Origin of the sequence: Methanothrix harundinacea 6Ac (genome assembly GCF_000235565.1) — an archaeon.
Lineage (GTDB): Archaea > Halobacteriota > Methanosarcinia > Methanotrichales > Methanotrichaceae > Methanocrinis > Methanocrinis harundinaceus.
On sequence record NC_017527.1, the window covers coordinates 1,819,683 to 1,837,506 of the forward strand.

At 53.7% G+C, this 17,824-nt stretch carries 26 protein-coding genes and 2 CRISPR repeat arrays; of the genes, 12 read left to right on the top strand and 14 right to left on the bottom strand.

Annotated elements, in window-relative coordinates:
* Positions 1–75: 75 nt before the first annotated feature.
* Positions 76–264 carry an antitoxin family protein gene (locus MHAR_RS08610; protein WP_014587226.1) on the top strand — a complete coding sequence of 63 codons (189 nt, stop codon included), beginning with the start codon at positions 76–78 and terminating at the stop codon, positions 262–264.
* The gene (locus MHAR_RS08615; RefSeq protein WP_014587227.1) at positions 264–761 is read left to right on the top strand and encodes a type II toxin-antitoxin system VapC family toxin; all 498 of its coding nucleotides are present in this window, start codon (positions 264–266) and stop codon (positions 759–761) included. Before MHAR_RS08610 ends, MHAR_RS08615 begins: the two co-directional genes overlap by 1 nt.
* Positions 762–833: 72 nt before the next feature.
* On the opposite strand, the gene MHAR_RS08620 is transcribed toward MHAR_RS08615, so the two are convergent.
* The 3 genes from MHAR_RS08620 to MHAR_RS08630 all read right to left on the bottom strand — a co-directional run bounded on the left by MHAR_RS08620 (position 834) and on the right by MHAR_RS08630 (position 1,680).
* Entirely contained in the window at positions 834–1,091 is a 258-nt protein-coding gene (locus MHAR_RS08620; RefSeq protein WP_014587228.1) for a type II toxin-antitoxin system MqsA family antitoxin, read from the bottom strand.
* An 86-nt stretch (positions 1,092–1,177) separates the two neighbouring features.
* Complete coding sequence (locus MHAR_RS13000) at positions 1,178–1,348, bottom strand: DUF4258 domain-containing protein (RefSeq protein WP_014587229.1); 171 nt, start codon at positions 1,346–1,348, stop codon at positions 1,178–1,180.
* A gap of 101 nt (positions 1,349–1,449) precedes the next feature.
* Positions 1,450–1,680, bottom strand: a complete 231-nt coding sequence (locus MHAR_RS08630) for a hypothetical protein (protein WP_014587230.1) — start codon at positions 1,678–1,680, stop codon at positions 1,450–1,452.
* Positions 1,681–1,907: 227 nt separating this feature from the next.
* Between MHAR_RS08630 and MHAR_RS14105 the strand changes: the two genes are divergently transcribed.
* The 6 genes from MHAR_RS14105 (at position 1,908) to MHAR_RS08655 (ending at position 4,152) form a co-directional block, all read left to right on the top strand.
* Positions 1,908–2,033, top strand: a complete 126-nt coding sequence (locus MHAR_RS14105; RefSeq protein WP_014587231.1) for a hypothetical protein — start codon at positions 1,908–1,910, stop codon at positions 2,031–2,033.
* 289 nt (positions 2,034–2,322) lie between these two features.
* Positions 2,323–2,550 carry a type II toxin-antitoxin system VapB family antitoxin gene (gene vapB / locus MHAR_RS08635; RefSeq protein ID WP_048144553.1) on the top strand — a complete coding sequence of 76 codons (228 nt, stop codon included), beginning with the start codon at positions 2,323–2,325 and terminating at the stop codon, positions 2,548–2,550.
* Positions 2,540–2,950, top strand: coding sequence for a type II toxin-antitoxin system VapC family toxin (locus tag MHAR_RS08640; protein WP_014587233.1), 411 nt, complete (start codon positions 2,540–2,542; stop codon positions 2,948–2,950). The genes vapB and MHAR_RS08640 overlap by 11 nt, the downstream gene beginning before the upstream one ends.
* 149 nt (positions 2,951–3,099) lie before the next feature.
* The gene (locus MHAR_RS08645; RefSeq protein ID WP_014587234.1) at positions 3,100–3,450 is read left to right on the top strand and encodes a nucleotidyltransferase domain-containing protein; all 351 of its coding nucleotides are present in this window, start codon (positions 3,100–3,102) and stop codon (positions 3,448–3,450) included.
* A 181-nt stretch (positions 3,451–3,631) separates the two neighbouring features.
* A complete protein-coding gene (locus tag MHAR_RS13960) occupies positions 3,632–3,781 on the top strand; it encodes a DUF4258 domain-containing protein (protein ID WP_228369533.1) in 150 nt (49 codons plus the stop codon).
* A gap of 83 nt (positions 3,782–3,864) precedes the next feature.
* Entirely contained in the window at positions 3,865–4,152 is a 288-nt protein-coding gene (locus MHAR_RS08655; RefSeq protein WP_014587236.1) for a type II toxin-antitoxin system MqsA family antitoxin, read from the top strand.
* A gap of 47 nt (positions 4,153–4,199) precedes the next feature.
* Here MHAR_RS08655 and MHAR_RS08660 read toward each other — a convergent pair whose 3' ends face one another.
* The 4 genes from MHAR_RS08660 to MHAR_RS13965 all read right to left on the bottom strand — a co-directional run bounded on the left by MHAR_RS08660 (position 4,200) and on the right by MHAR_RS13965 (position 5,486).
* Positions 4,200–4,514 (bottom strand): nucleotidyltransferase family protein, encoded by a 315-nt coding sequence (locus MHAR_RS08660; protein WP_014587237.1) that lies wholly within the window; start codon positions 4,512–4,514, stop codon positions 4,200–4,202.
* 96 nt (positions 4,515–4,610) lie between these two features.
* Entirely contained in the window at positions 4,611–5,063 is a 453-nt protein-coding gene (locus MHAR_RS08665; RefSeq protein WP_143763366.1) for an acylphosphatase, read from the bottom strand.
* Between the two features lie 120 nt (positions 5,064–5,183).
* On the bottom strand, positions 5,184–5,306 hold the full coding sequence (locus MHAR_RS14110) for a hypothetical protein (protein ID WP_014587239.1): 123 nt from the start codon (positions 5,304–5,306) through the stop codon (positions 5,184–5,186).
* Between the two features lie 30 nt (positions 5,307–5,336).
* The gene (locus MHAR_RS13965) at positions 5,337–5,486 is read right to left on the bottom strand and encodes a nucleotidyltransferase family protein (protein WP_014587240.1); all 150 of its coding nucleotides are present in this window, start codon (positions 5,484–5,486) and stop codon (positions 5,337–5,339) included.
* Positions 5,487–5,686: 200 nt separating this feature from the next.
* On the opposite strand from MHAR_RS13965, the gene MHAR_RS14115 reads away from it, so the two are divergent.
* On the top strand, positions 5,687–5,938 hold the full coding sequence (locus MHAR_RS14115; protein WP_266335561.1) for an aldehyde dehydrogenase family protein: 252 nt from the start codon (positions 5,687–5,689) through the stop codon (positions 5,936–5,938).
* A 112-nt stretch (positions 5,939–6,050) separates the two neighbouring features.
* Positions 6,051–6,362, top strand: a complete 312-nt coding sequence (locus MHAR_RS14120; RefSeq protein WP_048144555.1) for a hypothetical protein — start codon at positions 6,051–6,053, stop codon at positions 6,360–6,362.
* Here the strand turns inward: MHAR_RS14120 and MHAR_RS08680 are convergent.
* Complete coding sequence (locus MHAR_RS08680; protein WP_228369649.1) at positions 6,339–7,751, bottom strand: DNA polymerase; 1,413 nt, start codon at positions 7,749–7,751, stop codon at positions 6,339–6,341. The genes MHAR_RS14120 and MHAR_RS08680 overlap by 24 nt on opposite strands.
* 571 nt (positions 7,752–8,322) lie before the next feature.
* Here MHAR_RS08680 and cas1 point away from each other — a divergent pair.
* Together cas1 and cas2 are read left to right on the top strand one after the other, a co-directional pair.
* Positions 8,323–10,044, top strand: a complete 1,722-nt coding sequence (gene cas1 / locus MHAR_RS08685; protein ID WP_143763367.1) for a CRISPR-associated endonuclease Cas1 — start codon at positions 8,323–8,325, stop codon at positions 10,042–10,044.
* 4 nt (positions 10,045–10,048) lie between these two features.
* On the top strand, positions 10,049–10,345 hold the full coding sequence (gene cas2 / locus MHAR_RS08690; RefSeq protein ID WP_014587243.1) for a CRISPR-associated endonuclease Cas2: 297 nt from the start codon (positions 10,049–10,051) through the stop codon (positions 10,343–10,345).
* A gap of 334 nt (positions 10,346–10,679) precedes the next feature.
* A CRISPR array of direct repeats spans positions 10,680–11,384; the repeat unit is 36 nt; unit sequence CTATCCATGGCTGAAAAGTCGTGGCCCCATTGAAAC.
* Positions 11,385–11,495: 111 nt separating this feature from the next.
* A CRISPR array of direct repeats spans positions 11,496–13,620; the repeat unit is 36 nt; unit sequence CTATCCATGGCTGAAAAGTCGTGGCCCCATTGAAAC.
* A gap of 65 nt (positions 13,621–13,685) precedes the next feature.
* Here the strand turns inward: cas2 and MHAR_RS08695 are convergent.
* The 6 genes from MHAR_RS08695 to cmr4 form a co-directional block, all read right to left on the bottom strand.
* The gene (locus MHAR_RS08695; RefSeq protein WP_014587244.1) at positions 13,686–14,093 is read right to left on the bottom strand and encodes an SAVED domain-containing protein; all 408 of its coding nucleotides are present in this window, start codon (positions 14,091–14,093) and stop codon (positions 13,686–13,688) included.
* Between the two features lie 123 nt (positions 14,094–14,216).
* Positions 14,217–14,525: a CRISPR-associated ring nuclease Crn3/Csx3 gene (crn3, locus tag MHAR_RS08700; RefSeq protein WP_014587245.1), complete on the bottom strand. Its 309-nt coding sequence runs from the start codon at positions 14,523–14,525 to the stop codon at positions 14,217–14,219.
* On the bottom strand, positions 14,522–15,505 hold the full coding sequence (locus MHAR_RS08705; protein WP_014587246.1) for a hypothetical protein: 984 nt from the start codon (positions 15,503–15,505) through the stop codon (positions 14,522–14,524). Before MHAR_RS08705 ends, crn3 begins: the two co-directional genes overlap by 4 nt.
* A gap of 46 nt (positions 15,506–15,551) precedes the next feature.
* A complete protein-coding gene (gene cmr6, locus MHAR_RS08710; RefSeq protein ID WP_228369534.1) occupies positions 15,552–16,577 on the bottom strand; it encodes a type III-B CRISPR module RAMP protein Cmr6 in 1,026 nt (341 codons plus the stop codon).
* Positions 16,549–16,971 carry a type III-B CRISPR module-associated protein Cmr5 gene (cmr5, locus tag MHAR_RS08715; RefSeq protein WP_228369535.1) on the bottom strand — a complete coding sequence of 141 codons (423 nt, stop codon included), beginning with the start codon at positions 16,969–16,971 and terminating at the stop codon, positions 16,549–16,551. The genes cmr6 and cmr5 overlap by 29 nt, the downstream gene beginning before the upstream one ends.
* Positions 16,972–17,820, bottom strand: a complete 849-nt coding sequence (cmr4, locus tag MHAR_RS08720; protein ID WP_014587249.1) for a type III-B CRISPR module RAMP protein Cmr4 — start codon at positions 17,818–17,820, stop codon at positions 16,972–16,974.
* Positions 17,821–17,824 lie beyond the last annotated feature (4 nt).

Consider the following 17,824-nt stretch of genomic DNA (forward strand, 5'->3'; position numbering starts at 1 on the left):
ACCCTGACAATATAACCTCATTTTAGACGAGCAGGTTTTTAGGCTCGAAAGATCAAATTATTGATAGGTGGCTCCATGGGCGTGAAGGCGATCTACGAGAACAAGGTCTTGAAACCGCTAGAAAAGCTCGACCTCAAAGACGGGGAAGTCGTGGATATAGAGATCAGGAGAGATGCCGTCGACCGGCTGGGCGGCCTCGTCAAGATCTCCCGCAGGGACTGGCTCGACGAGGTGGTAGAAAGCCCAGAACTGGAGCCGATCTGATGGCAGATGATATCGATGAAGGCAGCGCCATTTTCATAGATGCCAATATATTTCTTTACGTAATATTCGACCACTGGAGATATGCTGAGCCCTGCGGCAACCTCCTTAAGGATGTCAATTCCGGTAAACGCTCTGCCGTCTCGTCGATCGTCGTCTTGGGGGAGGTCTTCCACAGGGTCATGGTCGCCGAGGTGGTGGAGAAGCAGAACCAGAACCCAAGGCAGGCTGTTAGGTACCTTAAGGAGAACCCGGAGGAGGTGAAAAATTTGAGCGCTGCTCCATCTGCCATCGAGAAGATCCTGGAGATCGAGAACCTCAAGATAGCGAGGGCGGGAGTGGAGATCATGAGGCTTTCCCTGGACTTTTCCAAAAGATACGGCCTTCTCTCCAGCGATGCCATCCACCTGGCGACGATGCAGGAAGAGGAGATAACCGCTCTGGCCTCCAACGATTCGGATTTTGAAAGGGTCGAATGGCTGACGTTGTGGAAACCGTGACCGCGACCATCACCATTTTGCAGATTCTTTCGGAGGAGAGCTCCGTCCGCACCTCCTCTGGATTGGGAAGTCCTAGGCAGTCACGTACTCGCGGATCTCGACTTTGGCCCCCGATTTCGCCGCCGCCTCCGCCGACGTCAGAAGCTCTGAAGCTACCTTTTCGTCGACGTAAGCCTCGGCGCAGTTCTCGCAGACCTGGGCGGGGACACCTTTGATCACCATGATCAGACCGTCCCGCTCCAGGGTGACGGTCGTCGTCCCCGGCTCCGTCGAGCCTCTCTTACAGATGAGGCACCTCATGATCTCCTCCTCGACAAATCCTCGTCCCACTTCTCCTGATCTGGCTCGTAAACGGTCACTACAATGACGGACCCCTCCTCCTCATTAATGGCGATCACCACGTGAATCGGGCGGCCTTAGCACCAGCCGAAGATCAGGCAGCTCGGGAAGGGCGTGTCCTCGGGGTAGCCTTCTATGACGGCGCCCTCCAAGAGAACCCTTCGTACATCCTCTACGCTGATATCCCGCTCAAACATCCGCTCCACCGCATGGATGCGGAATATCAAATCTCTGCCCTGCAGATCCATCTTTCAAAGGCCTTCTATTTATTAGATTATTTATAAATCCTCTCCGGCGGCTTTCGCCTATATTAAGCGTCCTGTTTCAACCTGTTCAACCTGTTTCAACCTTATCTCTCCAAAATTGGAGCGTCTCCCCCTCTAAAGGAAGCTGCCATATTTTTATAGTCGATCTTCAAGTCCTTCAGCGTGTATATATCCGGCTCGCTGTTGAGAAGCTCGGCTAGGTTAGATTCAGCCAGCTTCATTATACCCCTCGTCTCATCCTCTTCCTCTTCCCTGATGAGGTCTTCCGGGTATCCATGTTTATTTTTGGGGGGATCTGGGGGCTGCCATCTCATCTCTGCCCATCGGACGCCGTCATGGAGATATGAAGGCGCAAAAATGGTAAATAACTTTTGGAGCAAACAAATAACAGCGACTTGAGCGCCTCCCTCTTTTTTCGTCCGCCGCATCTCCTTTTCCACCCCCGAGGCCGACCGCCGCCGTCTGGGGGAGGGGGAAGCTCACGGTCGACTCCGGCCGCCGGGCCTTCGGCGAGGACCTGAGGCGGGAGCATTCGGCGTCGGTGGAGAAGCTTGCGCCGATGCTTTTGCGGATCGGGGAGGTCGACCGGCTGATCGATGCTATCGTGTATCGGCTATACGGCCTTTCGGCCGAGGAGGTCGAGATCGTCGAGGGGGACCTCCCGTGATATCTTCCTGCCCTGGGGTGGTGGCGGAGGGGCGTCTTCTGGCCCCTCCAGGGCTTACCATGACCTTCGGGTCGTGGCCCCATTCAAACTCTCCTCGCGGATGGCGGTAATGTATTCGCCACCAATTTGCCTATCCATGGCTGAAAAGTCGTGGCCCCTGTTGAGACTCGCCGCTGATAATTGGCTACGCCGTTTGAGAGACGGCCCATCTTAAATCCCGGATAGTCGGAATATGGAGAAACGCGACCTCGTCGATAAGATTATATGCATTCGGTGTAAACACAGTATTGTGTCAACTTCGGTTTACAGCATCCGTCTGGAGAGCGAAGTCCGGCGGATGATGGACGAGATGAGCGAGGTCGACTGGCAGGCCGAGATCAGGCGGACGGTGGAGACGATGGTCCGGGAGAGAAAGAAGAGGATGCTCCTGGACCGGGCGGAGGCCCGCTGGAAAGAGCAGGTCGAATGCGCCGAGGGCGCTGCTGCGATGATAAGAGAGGAGAGAGATGCGAGATGAGGCCGTCCTCGACTCCAGCGTCATCGCCGCCATCTTCTTTTTAGAGGAGGCCTCTCCCCGAGCGCTTGCCAGGGCGGACGAATGCGATCCCGTCACCCTGGACCTGGCGGTCCCTGAGGTGGGGAACGTGGCCTGGAAGCGGGTCTTATTCTCCGGCGAGGACAAAGGGGCGGCCTTGGACGCCCTCCGAGACTGCCGTGAGTTCATCAGGGAAACCTGCACCCTCCTGGAATCGGCCGACCTCCTCGAAGAGGCGTTCGAGATCGCAGTCCAGGATAAGATCTCGTTTTACGACTCTCTCTTCCTGGCGGCGGCGGAGAAGGAGGGGATGCCGCTTCTGACCCTTGACAAGAAGCTGTATGAGAGGGTGAAAGAGAAGAGGGATCTGCGTCTAGTCTAGGGTCATAGTCCTGGCGCCGTCGTGGTCGCGTTCGGCGGTTCTTGCTGTCCATGGCTGAAAAGACGGCCCCCGATGGAATTTTTTCATAAGCCATTTCATGCAAAAATATATCCCATTTGAGTAACATTATCTCATTCAGGAGAAGGATAATGAACGCCAGCGGTTCAAAGATCTCTCTTGCTGACGAACGGAGGGAGAGAGCCGTCGAGGAGTTTGTCAAGAGGGCTACCCAGAGATACGGCAACAGGATTAGAAGCGTCACTCTCTTCGGATCTGTTGCCAGAGGTGCGGCCGGAGAGGAATCCGAGATCGACATTCTGGTGGTGATAGACGAAGAAGATTTCCGCCTTCGGCGGAAGCTCATCGGCCTCTCCTTCGATATCCTGCTGGAGACGGGGGGCGACCTCTCGGTGAAGGTCCTCTCCGACCGGGACTTCCAGGCTCGTAAGACCCATTCGTTTTTAAGGAATGTCCTCGCCGAGGGGGCGAAGCTTGCCTGAAGATGAGATCGATCTTCTGCTCGTCTCTGCGGAGTTGAGGCTGAAGGCAGCCCAACAGCTGCAAGTCATTCATATTGATATCCGGTAAAGATTTATCCACGTTCTCGACTGACCGATATACGAGCCAGCCCTGGATATCGAAAATAAGAGCCTGATGAAAAGCTGGGAGGGGTCTGAGGGGGTGGAGATCGAAGATGTCAAGGAGCAGATTACAAAAGATAATTATATAATAACATTTCACGCCCGCAGGAGGATGGATGAAAGGGGTATTTATACCGATGATCTGGTTAATTTGATATTAGACGGAAGCATAATAGAAGATTATCCATAGAGCAAGCCATGCCCCTCTGCCCTCATCAGTTATGCGATAACCACCTTGCGTATAATCACAGTATATTGGCCGGAGGGTAATGAATGGATAGACCACACGACGAGAAGATAGAGCTGATCCCTAACACCTGCAACTGCGGCCGAGGCAGGCTCGCGCCAGGCTTCACGGATTACATCACCAGGATCGATGGCAGCGTTCTGGTGATCAAGAACGTCCGGGCCTTGATCTGCGATGTCTGCGACGAGGCCTATATCACGCCGGACGCCTCAAGAGAGATCGACAAGATCGTGAGGGACTTTCGGGAAGGAAAGCTCCTTGCAAAGCCTATCGCGGCTGGCGAGGTCGACCTCAAGATGAAGGAGTCGGCCTGACCGATTCGGTAGGAAACGCCATCAGAATATGGTGGAAGCGGACCGAGTCATCCTTCTTCATAGAGGAGCACCATGTCCTTCTCGACATAAGGCCGGACGAAGGGGCTCATGGCCCTCTCGCTGACCAGCTCCACCTCGCGCCCCAGAATCCGTGAGAGCTCCTCTTCGAGGCGGAACCACTTCAGGCCCAGGGGAGGCCTCTCGCCCGGAGGGAGGAGATCTATGAGGATTTCGATGCCGCTATCGATGCCGCTATCGTCCGCCTCATCGCCTCGTGCAAAGGAGCCACAGATCGCTATCCTCCTAGCATAGGGACGGAGCAACAGCACTATCTTCTCTTGAAGCTCTCCGAAACGGTCCATGCTGCCTCTCGCCTAATAATCATATAATATAATTAATAAAAATAATACAATTTTTATATTATAGCTCATAATCGAGACTCGTCGAAGGCTGTCGGCCTAAGACATCCCCAGCTTCGCCTTAATTGCATGAATATCCTGTTCAATTCGAAGCAGTCTCTCCTCTCGGAGGCTTTCGGCCGTCTCTTTTGTATTGCTCTCGATCTCCTGGATGATGGGGATGGCTTTTACTATCTGGCCGGCGGTGAGGACCATGGCGAAGTCGGTCATCTTTGGAACAAAACCATCAAAATCTCCGATGAGGACTTCGGATACCTCCGCCTCCTCCGGCTTTTCGGTCTCTGCAAGGGCGGAAAAGTCTATCAACGCCTCCCTCGACCCCTCTACAAGAACCAGCACCTTCTGCTGCCGATCTATTCCTGCCTGGTTTGAAGCAGCAAAGCCATCGACCCCCAGAAGCATCGCCTGGTTCATCAGGAAGTATCTGTAGCCCACTCCGTGGACTTTTGGTCCGATGATCTCGACCTTCTCTTTCGTCCTCGTCTTCCTCATGATACCAAATTCTCCCAATCTCACGGCGGCCATCCAGGGGCGGATGTGGTCTTGAGCTCGCCCCTTAAAGACTTTGACCGCCCGATATATATGGGTTTCAATGGGGCCTCAATGGGGCCTTCAGGCTCCACGGATCGCCTCCATTCTGGCCAGAATGGAGCGGCGCCTGAAGGGATTTCGAATCGACTCCCTATCCACCAGGTCTATATCTCGGCCGGTCATCTTCTTCAACTCCTCGATCATCTCCGCCCAGTCGAAGAGGGTCCATCGGGCCTACTCGGAGAAGGTGACCAGAAGATCAAGATCGCTCTCTGGCCCAAAATCTTCCCGGAGAGCCGATCCGAAGATGGCCATCTCCTTTATCTTCCATCGACGGCAGAAGTCCTCGATCTTCTCCTTGGGAATGTCGATCCTGGATGGCATAACTGAGATTTTCCCCTCGACTTAGAAGGTATTTATGCTCGAAGCGATAAAGATATGCCTTCAGCTTCAGCCTTCGGATTCGGATCGGCAGCCGAGAATGTCATAACTGGAGCTGAAATGCTCGAATCCCAAGAGGGAGGAGATCTCAATCCAGTTCGTTCCTTGATCCTCCCTTCTCCGTCTGCTCGACGAGAGATCACATCGCCGACGCACTCGCCAGGGGCGCCGCCCTCCTCTGCGGCGGCCGGGAGCCGGAGGGGGAAGAGTTTCGGAGTGGCTTCTTGTTCTTCTTCCTCCCCACGGTCCTGGATCGGATGGACCCCTCCATGAGGATGATGAGGGAGGAGACCATCGGCCCCGTGGCGCCGATGATGAGCTTTTCGACCGACGAAGAGGCCCTCAAACTCGCCTACGCCTCCTGGTACGGCCTTGCCGCCTACGTCTCAACTTGAGATATGGTGAGGGGGCTCTTTTTCGCCGAAAGGCTGGAGGCGGGGTCCGTCGGGGTCAACACCACAAGGCCATCGTTTTGGGGCCCCCTTCGGCGGATGGAAGGAGAGCGGCTTGGGAAGGGAGCGGTCCCGGAGAGCCATTTACGAGTACATGGAAGAGAAGCACATCCGGATCGATCTGGGGAGGAGATCTGAGGGTCAGACGGAGGGGGGCGACGGCGGGCTATTGTCTGGAAGGGCGAGGGATGGGATCCGTCTCCTGGAGATGGGGCGGACGGGTCTGATCAACGAAGGAAGGAAACGAAGGCTGATCCGCCTTGGAATAGGCCATATCAAACCTCATGCTATAGTCGTTTTTGCCCTTATTAGGGGCTTCGGTGTGGGGCCTCCGGGGGCATCTCTACGACCGTCCTATCGCCCCTGATGCAACCCTCCTGAGAAAGGCCGATAATCTCCGTTTATCCTTCGGAAAGGACCAGTCCTTCCCGACCTTCACCTCGGTGAGACAGGGCACCACCTTCAGAATCTCGCCACCTGCCTCCTCCATCACCCTCTGAATCAGCCTCGCCGCCTCGCCGGTCCGTTTATCCGGCACCTCCAGAAGGATGCTGTCATGGACTGCGTTCACGAGGTTGAAAGCGTCGTGCTCGGGTTTCGTCAGCTCCCTGTAGAGCCTGCCGAGGGCGATCTTTTGAAGGTCTGCGCCCGTGGCCTGGACTGGCGTGTTGATCAGGGCGTTTCTTTGGTCGGGATCGATGTATCTCAGCCTTCCCAGAGCCGATCGAGAGATTTTATAGGTCTTTCTGTCGATTGTTAAAACAGGCGCGCCATTAGTGACCTTTTGCTGCCAGCTTCTCAAGCCAGGATAGGACCTGTAAAACCGATAAAGGAACTCCTTTGCCTCATCCTCTGTCAGGTCTGGGAGCTGGCTCAAGACCATATTGGTGCCGCCCCCGTAAATGGTGCCGTAGTTCAGGGTCTTGGCGATCTGCCTCTCCTCCCCCGAGATCTTCGACTTTTGGAAGATGGCCTGAGCCGTCTGTATATGCGGATCAAGCCCTTTCTTGAAGGTCTCAATGAGGGTCTCATCTCCGGAGAGAATCGCAAGGAGCCTCATCTCAATGGCAGAAAAATCAGCCTCCACCAGAGACATGTTCGGGGAGGCGACGAAAAGGCTCTTCAGCCTCGGATCTCTTGGAACCTGCTGGATGTTTGGCTTGGAACAGGTGATGCGACCGCTCCTCCCGCCAAGCTGGGATAGTCTGGGATAGATCCGGCCGTCCTCAGAAAAAACGAGCCAGTTCTTCGTATGAGCCTCTTTCAGATGAAGTTCCCGATATTTCAAAAGCAGATTTATGAACTCTTCTGCCTGATGTTGCCGGACCATCTTCTCCAAAAATGGTGCTGAAGTCTTCTCGACATGATATCCAAGACTTTTGATGACTTTCTTTGCATGAGCGGGATTTTTGGGGTTGAAGTCTTTAATCCCCTTCGACTGCGCATACGATCGGAGCTCTCGTGTCAGCTCTGCCTTCTCATCTCCGAGGCTTTCTGATAGCTTTAGCCCCCCCTTCTGGTTGAAGCCCATGCCGTTATGCTCCATCTCCACCAGCGCGGGGATGGCATCAAACTCCAGAGATGCGACCTCCGCGAGACCAAGCTTGTCAACGAGGTATCTCTGCCTGTCGTAAACCGGCTCCAGGATGGTGCAGGCCCTGGCGGCATAATCGAGCTCTTTCGGATCGAGATCGCCGTCTGGCTCCTTTTTCCCAGGGATCTCATCCAGATCTCTCCCGAGAAGATCGCTCGCCACCGTCTTCAAAGAGGGATCTCTTTCGGGAAGGCCGTTTCTCAGCAGTTGCCAGGCGAGCATCGTATCCCAGAGGTTGGAGTACGAGAGCCTTCTGCCCTTCAGGGCTCTGATTAAGCCCAGGCTGAAGAGGAGGTCGTGGCCGACGACTCTGCACTCTGGACTTTCGAGGAAGGGGACGATCTCGCCGAGAAGGTCGGGGGGAAGGAGGGCCTGACCGTAGTCGCCTGCGATCGATATCGTCTCAAGCCTCGCGGATCGCGGCGCCCGACCGCCTGACGTCACCAGATGCAGGCATAAGGTTGAGGCCTCTTTGCTCGGAGTGCACGACCACGAAGAGAGGACTTTTTTGGTCATCGATAAGACATCTCCATCGCCGTTTTACTTAATCAATTTCATGCTCAAAGGCCATTTACGGAAAGAGCTCAGAGGTCTGAAAAAAAGGATAAATGCAAAACCTATATATCTTTTTGGGATTCTCTTCGCCTGGAGGCTCACATTGGGAGATAATCTAGGATCAAAATCAAAATCAGAAGGATCTGCCGATGCTCCTCTCAGGCTGATTCCCGCCCGGATGCTGGCGGAGTTCGCCTACTGCCCCCGGCTCTGCTACATGGAGTGGGTGGGCGGCGAGTTCGTGGACAGCGCCGATACCGTCGACGGGAGGTTTCAGCACCGCCGGGTGGACTCGGAGGTTGCCAGGGCCGATGAAGACGAACTCCAGGCGATTCATGACAGATCGGTATCGCTCAGCGGCGAGAAGGTGGGGGTCACCTGCAGGATAGACCTCCTGGAGGGGGAAGGCCGGCATGTGACTCCCGTTGAGTACAAGAGGGGGAGAGCTCCATGCATTCCGGGCGGGGCATACGATTCGGACCGGGTTCAGCTCTGCGCTCAGGGGCTGGTACTGAGGGAGAACGGCTATCACTGTGACAATGGGATCGTCTACTTCGCCGCCTCCAGGAAGCGGGTGCCGGTAGATTTTGACAGAGATCTCGTAAAGCTGACCTTAGACCTGATATCCGACCTGAGGGCGGTGGCCGATGGCGGCGCGGTTCCGCCGCCCCTGCAGGACAGCCCCAAATGCGTTCGATGCTCCATGGCGGGGATCTGTCTTCCCGACGAGGTGAACCTGCTGCGGGAGATGGACGGGCAAAGCCGAAGAGATGGAGACGGAGGCGGCGGGCTGATCGGGAAGATCAGAAGGCTTCTTCCGGCGAGGGATGATTCCCTGCCGGTCTATGTGGTGGGTCATGGTCATTCGGTCCGGAAGAAGGGGGACAGGCTGGAGATTCGGTCGATAAAGAAGGGCGATGATGAAGATGAAGAGAAAGAAGGAAGCGAAGGCCGCACCGGGAGAGGACGGGGGAAGGGTGAGAGAGACAGCGCGGTGGTGGAGGCCCGGCTGAGGGAGATATCTCAGGTCAACCTCTTTGGAGGTGTAGAGATCTCTACCCCCGCGCTGGTGGATCTGATGCAGCGGGGGATTCCCGTCCTCCACTTCACCCGAGGAGGCTGGTTTCAAGGGATGAGCGTCGGTCACACTCACAAGAACGTGGAGCTCCGGATGAGGCAGTTCGCGTGGGCGGCGGACCGGAACAGGTCGCTATCCATCGCCCGGTCGATCGTGGATGGCAAGATCCGAAACTGCAGGACCCAGATAAGGAGAAACGACCCCGAATCTCCCAAAGATGCCCTGGACCGGCTGAGTAAGCTATCAAAAGATGCGGCGAACGCGTCCAGCATGGAGAGGCTTCTGGGGATCGAGGGCGCGGCGGCGGAGATCTACTTCGGGCGGCTGGAGCACCTGCTCAAAGCCGATCAGGGCTTCACTTTCGCGAACAGGAACAGAAGGCCGCCGAAAGATCCGGTGAACGCCGTTCTATCCTACCTTTACGCCGTGCTGGCGAAGGACGTCTTCGTCTCCCTTCTGGCGGTGGGGTTCGACCCATATCTCGGGTTCTACCACCGGCCGAGGTACGGCCGTCCTGCTCTGGCCCTGGACATGATGGAGGAGTTTCGGCCGATCATCGCGGACTCCACGACGATCAATCTCTTCAACAACCGCGAACTCACTGATAAGGACTTCATCAAGACGGGGATGGGCGTCTCCATGAAACGTCAGGCCAAGAGAACGGTGCTGGCCGGCTACGAGCGGAGGATGCAGACGGAGATCGAACATCCCATATTCGGCTACAAGGTGAGCTATCGGCGAGTCCTGGAGGTTCAGGCCCGGCTCCTTTCCAGAGTCATCACCGGCGAGATAAAGGAGTACCCTGCCTTTTTGACGAGGTGAGAAGGTGAGAGGACGAAACTGCTATGTGGTGAGCTACGACATAATGGAGCCGAGACGGCTTCAAAAGGTTCACAAGATGATGAAGGGCTTTGGTGATCCTGTCCACTACTCCGTCTTCCGCTGCGATCTCACCCCCAAGGGCCGGGTGGAGATGATAGCAGCGCTGACGGGTCTCATAAAGCATGACGAGGACAGGGTGATGATCATCGATCTCGGCCCGGTGGAGGGGATGGCGGAGGATAGGATAGAGTTTCTGGGGGTGCACAGCCCCAAAGAGAAGGAGAATGCGATCATCGTATGATGCTAAAATCGGCGATCTGACGAGACCAAACCGCAATCGATTTAAACCTTGAGCAATATCTGTGAGAGCAGAAGCTCTGGACAATAAGCCCCCTGTAACATCAGGGCCGTCCATCCAGTGGGACGCCAGGAGGGACCGAAGAGGTCCCTTTATAAGCAGAGGCTTTGCGAGAGGTAGAGTGGTGTCCAAAACCCTGGGACCCGCTCGAAAAGCCCCTGCATAGCGAAAATGCCTTCATTCCAGGGTCAACATTCTGAATGTTTTCTATGGAGTTGATGAACCTCTCGAAAATCGCCTTTTTTTCGATAGCAGTAAAGGCCGAAAAACGGCCGGCCTATCCATGGCTGAAAAGTCGTGGCCCCATTGAAACAACCGTAACCAGGCTCCCCTAGAGTAGTGCTTTTCTTCTATCCATGGCTGAAAAGTCGTGGCCCCATTGAAACTTTTAAGCGGGTTTGGAATTCGGCGATTGGTTTTCTTCTATCCATGGCTGAAAAGTCGTGGCCCCATTGAAACAGCTCCAATTCAGCGAAACGGCATCGGTGCCAACGGCTATCCATGGCTGAAAAGTCGTGGCCCCATTGAAACTTTGCGCTGACAAGATCTTTGTCGAAGGGTATATCGTTAACTATCCATGGCTGAAAAGTCGTGGCCCCATTGAAACATTATTTGAAGAAATCGAAAAAATTTCAGAGAAAGAACTATCCATGGCTGAAAAGTCGTGGCCCCATTGAAACTATAGACGATTCCGCCTACTATGATCAACATTGTTGCCTATCCATGGCTGAAAAGTCGTGGCCCCATTGAAACTCATTTTCCCTAACTTCTCTACCACGATTAGGGGGTACTATCCATGGCTGAAAAGTCGTGGCCCCATTGAAACAGCCATAGCCTCCTGATGACCTTCCGGCCCCAGACCTTATCTATCCATGGCTGAAAAGTCGTGGCCCCATTGAAACACCTCCGTTCCGGTTGCAAGATGTCCATCGATGTCTTCCCCAGCTATCCATGGCTGAAAAGTCGTGGCCCCATTGAAACGATAGAAGAGGTAGATCGAAGCCCCCTTCATTGCTGACTCTATCCATGGCTGAAAAGTGCGTGGCCCCATTGAAACTTGTCAACGGTGAACAACTGGGGGGTACCGCTGAGCCTATCCATGGCTGAAAAGTCGTGGCCCCATTGAAACATCTACTGAAAATTCAAAAGATGCGTTATAGTTCACTATCCATGGCTGAAAAGTCGTGGCCCCATTGAAACCGAGAGGGCGGCTCGGCCCAAACCCGCTGAATCGGTCCTATCCATGGCTGAAAAGTCGTGGCCCCATTGAAACATGGGGGCGTCCAGGTTGGCGAGGTCGCCGGGTTTCGCGGCCCTATCCATGGCTGAAAAGTCGTGGCCCCATTGAAACTGCGATCTCGGCACGGTATTCATCTACCTTATCTGGGAAGTTGCTATCCATGGCTGAAAAGTCGTGGCCCCATTGAAACGCCGCAACAAATTCCTCTGCCGCGACCAAGACGGGCCTATCCATGGCTGAAAAGTCGTGGCCCCATTGAAACCATAGCGTCATCCTCCTATGGATTGCCGGAATCGTTCCGGCTATCCATGGCTGAAAAGTCGTGGCCCCATTGAAACTTACAAAACCGTGCCCGCGTTGGTTATACAACGCTTCTCCTATCCATGGCTGAAAAGTCGTGGCCCCATTGAAACCATTATTTCGCTCCTCAATCTCTCTCGTACGATCAACCTATCCATGGCTGAAAAGTCGTGGCCCCATTGAAACTCCCTAACACATGGAGATCTATCTTGCTGAACATTTCGGCCTATCCATGGCTGAAAAGTCGTGGCCCCATTGAAACTCAAAACAGCAAGACTATAGATGATCATAGCTGTCCTCGCTATCCATGGCTGAAAAGTCGTGGCCCCATTGAAACCGGTCGACGCCGGCCGGAGGATGATCATCTCGACGGACTATCCATGGCTGAAAAGTCGTGGCCCCATTGAAACACGATCACCCAGACCTGCGAGGGAGGGCCCCGGGGAGGGACGGCCTATCCATGGCTGAAAAGTCGTGGCCCCATTGAAACGAAAATAATGGCTTTAGCTTCTTCTAGAACATCCTCTATCCATGGCTGAAAAGTCGTGGCCCCATTGAAACAGAGTGGATATTTTGATTGCTTAGAACCAAACCGGAACTATCCATGGCTGAAAAGTCGTGGCCCCATTGAAACTTATCATCCTGAACATCGTCCAGCATGACCACTATCCTATCCATGGCTGAAAAGTCGTGGCCCCATTGAAACGTCATCAGACGTCAGCCCCTCCTGTTTTAAGTTCTTCTATCCATGGCTGAAAAGTCGTGGCCCCATTGAAACATCTCTAATCTTGAGCAAGCCCGCGCTGACGAGACCTTCACTATCCATGGCTGAAAAGTCGTGGCCCCATTGAAACTGTTTCGGGCTTCCCTAAGGAGGCCGTCAGCATATTCCTATCCATGGCTGAAAAGTCGTGGCCCCATTGAAACGCCAACCCGACTATCTTATCCAGCATCGCTTTTTCAAGATCGCCTATCCATGGCTGAAAAGTCGTGGCCCCATTGAAACATAGTAGCGTGCCCCGTGAGCGCGCAGGATAAAGTTGGTGGCGCTATCCATGGCTGAAAAGTCGTGGCCCCATTGAAACGTTTACCTTTGGAACCCATATCTTTTGCCAATATTCTTCCTATCCATGGCTGAAAAGTCGTGGCCCCATTGAAACAGGAAGTCCAACACAAACTGAATAACCTGTGCGTCTGTGAGCTATCCATGGCTGAAAAGTCGTGGCCCCATTGAAACGGGCGGCCATCAGGCGCAACCCTCAACGCAGATACTTAACTATCCATGGCTGAAAAGTCGTGGCCCCATTGAAACCGCACGTATTGAAAAGAAGGTAAACAAGGAGAGAAGCTATCCATGGCTGAAAAGTCGTGGCCCCATTGAAACACAAGGGCGATGTCTTCAACCTTGCCGGGCAGATGCCTATCCATGGCTGAAAAGTCGTGGCCCCATTGAAACGATAAAGGCGCCACAACAATGATATCATCATAATGACCTATCCATGGCTGAAAAGTCGTGGCCCCATTGAAACTTGATATAGGATGCCGAAATATGACGCAGTGAGCACTAGTATCCATGGCTGAAAAGTCGTGGCCCCATTGAAACGAATTGGAGCCTATCCATCCCAAATGGATACCAGGTTTGGTATCCATGGCTGAAAAGTCGTGGCCCCATCGAGACATCGCCCCGGAGTGCTCTGTCTCCGGGGATTCAGCAACCGGAAAAAAGTCTGAAAAGGGAAAAGGTTATAGTTTTTTAACGAGCTGCTCGGTGAGGGAACCCATCCCGGCGGATTCTTTCTCAAGGGTTAGGCTATGCCTGTAAGTTCCTTTTTCAAAATTGAAGACCTTCACCGGAACCCAGTTCTGTAGCCTCGTGCCTATATAAATCGCAAGATCGATCGGCCCTGCATAGAAGAGGAGAACCTCTGTGACACCGCTCTTCATGGCCAGATCTTTCAACCCGTTTATCTTCACCATAACCTCGGGATAGTCCTTGGGCTCCAGCCAGGTATCTCCACTCTTCCAGCTGATGAGCTGCACATCCCAATCTTGATCCTTCAGATAGTTGCCGACTGAGGCCTCCAGATCCTTACCGATGCCGATAGCTATGGCCAGGGGCCGTTTTGATAGCCCAACCTCCTTTCCCCCCAAGGGAGACTATCGTCCGGGCCAGCTCCTTCTTCTGCCTGCGCAATGTGAGGCTGAAGTACAGAAATAACGAAAACGCGGTCAGCGAGGCAAAACTCGCCATCAATGATACGATCTCTATCCAGTTCATACTCGTCCCGCCTTTTCCGAGCTTCCTTGATCTGGATTACCCTCCAGGGTAATGTCTACCACGTCTCCCACCGCCCACTCCCGGCTGTGGGTTGCCACCACCACCGCCCCGAGCCGGGGGTCGTAGAAGGCGATCGCCGCCGCGGGCGAGCCGTGGAGGAGGTGGAGCGCCATGCCGTACCGCCAGATCGGCGCTTTCCCCTCGACGACGACGAGGGACCCGCGGGGGATCTTCGGCAGGGGTGGCAGCGGCTCGGCGGAGGTGATGGGGCCGGAGACGCCGATGGGATAGATGACGAAGTTCAAGGAAACACCTTTTTGAGAGTGCAATTTTGATCCATCTCTTGTTGCCAGAGTATGCCCTTCTCAGCAGCCCATTTCTTCCATGAACTCAGATTGTTCGGCGAATTGGAATCACCTGAAAGCAAACTCCTTAAGTGGTTCAAGTCTGCTCCGGGCCTAACAAGATTATTTTCGATCACAATAAGCCTGCTACCTGTCAGCTTTGCGAGATATTGGCTTTTCATGCCCGTCTTTTCAAGCTCTTCTTTGAGGACTTCTAATGGCAATGCGTTGTTGTATTGCTCCATTAGACTGTTGATTGTATTGGACACCTCACCCCAGCCAAAATCAAATATCGGGAGCTGGAACCATTTAGATAGTAACAGGTCGATTTGGCCTTTAGGGAGTCTCCCCTTCGGCTTTTCAAGGTCGGGATGGAGAAGATCAATGTCTTGTTCAAAGTAGTAGTAATATCTCGAAATTGCCCCTGATAGAGAGCCTGCCGTCAAAATGGATGCGTTGATCTGGTTTGTGCCTCCAACCATATTAGCCCAAAGTTCCTTTCCGCCCTTCGTACCTAAGGCATTAACTGTGTGGTATATGACTGGAAGAGCTTTCTTGAAATCTTGATAATCCACTGCTAGATAGTAGATTTTAGGAAGATCATATTGGTCGAAAAGCTCTCTATGAATATCTCTAATAAATTTGCAGGCGACTCTAGGAACCGATATTTCCTTACCAGTATTTTTGAACCAGCGGTCCTTAAGATCGCTCCTTCGAGAAAATTTCTTTTCCACTACCTCTCTGGAAGTGAAGATGACGATTCCTTCAGGAAAACCTCGAAGGATTCCCTCTTTTTGTCTCCACTCCCCTGAGGTCTCAAAGAACTCGCAAGCTTTGGCCTCGCCTTCTTCGGCTGCCTTCAAGAGCAGATATATACTGGACGTGGGTACGGTTAAAGCCCCTGGACTGATTCCAAGCCCGCTGATATGCCACACGCCCATTCAAGAACCTCCCGCTTCAATTAGGTCACTATGCGATCTCGCTGCACTAATGCAGCTGTGCCTCGTAGATCTTCTTCGCTTTCTTCAGTCCGCCCGTCGGACGATCCCAGAGTTTGCCGTATCTGGCCTTGATATCCGCCAGAATCTTCTCCTTGAGTTCTGAGTCTTCTATCGAGTTCCAGCTCTCGGCTACCTTCAAGGGCATCTCTGTGAGGACCTTGGACGGATCTTTATTCTGCTCTCTTGCTAGCCGGTCAATCTCCTTATCCAGCCAATCCATAGCAGGCGATCTTGGAACAAACGCCTCAAACCTGCCGTATCCGACCGCTGTCTTGGCTCCTCCGCCGATTTTATTCAGGGCAACTCTGAGCCACTCTGCGGCCTTCTTGCAGTCATCCCCATCTCTCTGATCTTCAGGTCTTCTTGGCATTACGCCGAAGAGGAAATCCTGTCCTGCTTCAACGACCAAAAACGGAACGGGTACGGGACTTTGCCAGTCAGCAGGAGGCTCATCTCCCTGATAGTAGGGGCCGTAATGAGGGGTCATGACGTCGGCCTTCAATTGCACCTGACTAATTGGGATGGCATCAAGAAAGATGACCGAGCCCACCGAAGAGGTATTGGAGTCCCTGGGACCAAATATCCGATTAATCGTCTCATCGTTCTCTTCCTCCCAGATCTTAGCCCAGGACCGGACGACACCCTTAACGGATGAGCCCGGCAAGTAAGGGGTTCCTAGGGTCTGGTGCCAAGCGAACCCATTCTCTACAGGATGATTTCTTCCTAGACCCGTGACAAACGGCCCCTCTGTCTTGAGATGCAGGGCAAAGCCTCTGCTGCTGGCGATCAGATTCAATCGGCGCTCCACAATCTCATTAATCAGACGGGGATCTCCCACGGGCTTCTTGGTGACGCCCTCGATCCAGCTCGTCTTGCCCTTGTCGCCCAGGCCGTCCCATTTATCCGACCACTGGTCGCAGAACTTGTCGTACCACAGCCCTGCGTTGCTCTCCCCTGGTCTTCGGGTGATATTCGTCTCAGTCCTATAAATCGGACGAACCATCTTTACCATCCCCCAAATACGCCTGGCTGAACTTCTTGAGCCAATCGAGATAGGCGAGAGCCTCCGCCTGGGCTCGGACATAATTTTCTTGGCTGCTATTGACGATCGCCGCCATCAGACCCCCATCTCCTGAATAAGCTTCGCACTCAAAAAGCCAGCTCTCTACACAATCAAAGAGGGTTTTGTGGGCTCTCTCATCGGCGCTCATCCTATCGCCCTTGGCAAGCCTGGCCGCAGCCAGCTCTCCCGCCATAGCCTGTCCAAGTCCGTTCATGACGATGGTTGCAGGAAGTCGCTGAACATAGCTTCCGAAGTTCCCGTAATCCTTCTTCTCTGCCAATTTAGTTATGCCATCCAAGGCATGAGCGGCGCGCTTCTGGCCCAGGGTCTTTTCAGCCATCATCTATTCCCCCACAAGCCTTAAGGCGAACCATCCCTGCCCTACTGTCTCGTTTCCACCCACCTGAAGGTAAGGGCGTTCATCCACCAGTATCTTGACCAGATCGATCGAGCCGTTACCTCGCTCCATTAATAGGTTGTAGAATAGTGAATCTTGGGCCAATGTCTCTTCATACCAAAGGTTCTTGCTGGTCTTTGTATTCTCATCCAAAACGTTGCGAGCACTGATAGGTAGCCCGTAGCTAGCAAACCACTTGAAGTCGTCGTCGCTTAGTACAATCAGCTGTCTAGCCAGCCTTTCTGCTGAGGCTCGATTTGGCATCAGCTGATCAATTGCCTCGATGACAGATTTATCAGCCGTTTCAACTATCTTGAACTCTCTCTCTTCCAGGAAAATTTTACCAGATCCCTCTCCCAGTACGGTTCCATTCTCCGGCTTTTTATCCGTCTTTGGGATTTTGAGTTTTTTCTCAAATCCGGAACGGTGAATATCTCGACTCAGCCTCTCAAGAATATTGGGACATGTAGCCCATTTATAATGCCCAGTCAGACTGCGAACAGGAAGCAGAAGAAGCCGTGCATCCGAGACGATAAGATCCCCGGCACCATCTTGCTTCCCGAACGCCCTTTCTACCTCCTCGCTCTGAGCCGCTTCCTCTCCATTCTCAGATCTTTTCCCCGGCCACTTATCCCTGGCCCGATCCTTCAAGGCTCCTTTTAGGCTTGAGCCTACAATCACGGGATACTCGGTAATCGATTCACGCGCCACGGGCAGGTCCACAAAGCCCGTCGAGCGGCCGGCGCCGGGATGGACCGGCGTCTCTGCCAACATTCCTATGATTATGCTCCTCATATGA

Bases quoted from the DNA above. Each gene is read 5' to 3' on its own strand.
- MHAR_RS08640 (WP_014587233.1), top strand. From the start codon at position 2,540: ATGCGAGATGAGGCCGTCCTCGACTCCAGCGTCATCGCCGCCATCTTC.
- cas1 (WP_143763367.1), top strand. From the start codon at position 8,323: ATGCTGGCGGAGTTCGCCTACTGCCCCCGGCTCTGCTACATGGAGTGG.
- MHAR_RS08610 (WP_014587226.1), top strand. From the start codon at position 76: ATGGGCGTGAAGGCGATCTACGAGAACAAGGTCTTGAAACCGCTAGAA.
- MHAR_RS13965 (WP_014587240.1), bottom strand. From the start codon at position 5,486: ATGCCATCCAGGATCGACATTCCCAAGGAGAAGATCGAGGACTTCTGC.
- MHAR_RS08645 (WP_014587234.1), top strand. From the start codon at position 3,100: ATGAACGCCAGCGGTTCAAAGATCTCTCTTGCTGACGAACGGAGGGAG.
- cmr4 (WP_014587249.1), bottom strand. From the start codon at position 17,820: ATGAGGAGCATAATCATAGGAATGTTGGCAGAGACGCCGGTCCATCCC.
- MHAR_RS08665 (WP_143763366.1), bottom strand. From the start codon at position 5,063: ATGAGGAAGACGAGGACGAAAGAGAAGGTCGAGATCATCGGACCAAAA.
- MHAR_RS13000 (WP_014587229.1), bottom strand. From the start codon at position 1,348: ATGGATCTGCAGGGCAGAGATTTGATATTCCGCATCCATGCGGTGGAG.
- cmr6 (WP_228369534.1), bottom strand. From the start codon at position 16,577: ATGGTAAAGATGGTTCGTCCGATTTATAGGACTGAGACGAATATCACC.
- cmr5 (WP_228369535.1), bottom strand. From the start codon at position 16,971: ATGATGGCTGAAAAGACCCTGGGCCAGAAGCGCGCCGCTCATGCCTTG.
- MHAR_RS08705 (WP_014587246.1), bottom strand. From the start codon at position 15,505: ATGGGCGTGTGGCATATCAGCGGGCTTGGAATCAGTCCAGGGGCTTTA.
- MHAR_RS14110 (WP_014587239.1), bottom strand. From the start codon at position 5,306: ATGATCGAGGAGTTGAAGAAGATGACCGGCCGAGATATAGACCTGGTG.
- MHAR_RS08615 (WP_014587227.1), top strand. From the start codon at position 264: ATGGCAGATGATATCGATGAAGGCAGCGCCATTTTCATAGATGCCAAT.
- MHAR_RS08655 (WP_014587236.1), top strand. From the start codon at position 3,865: ATGGATAGACCACACGACGAGAAGATAGAGCTGATCCCTAACACCTGC.
- MHAR_RS08630 (WP_014587230.1), bottom strand. From the start codon at position 1,680: ATGAGATGGCAGCCCCCAGATCCCCCCAAAAATAAACATGGATACCCG.
- MHAR_RS08660 (WP_014587237.1), bottom strand. From the start codon at position 4,514: ATGGACCGTTTCGGAGAGCTTCAAGAGAAGATAGTGCTGTTGCTCCGT.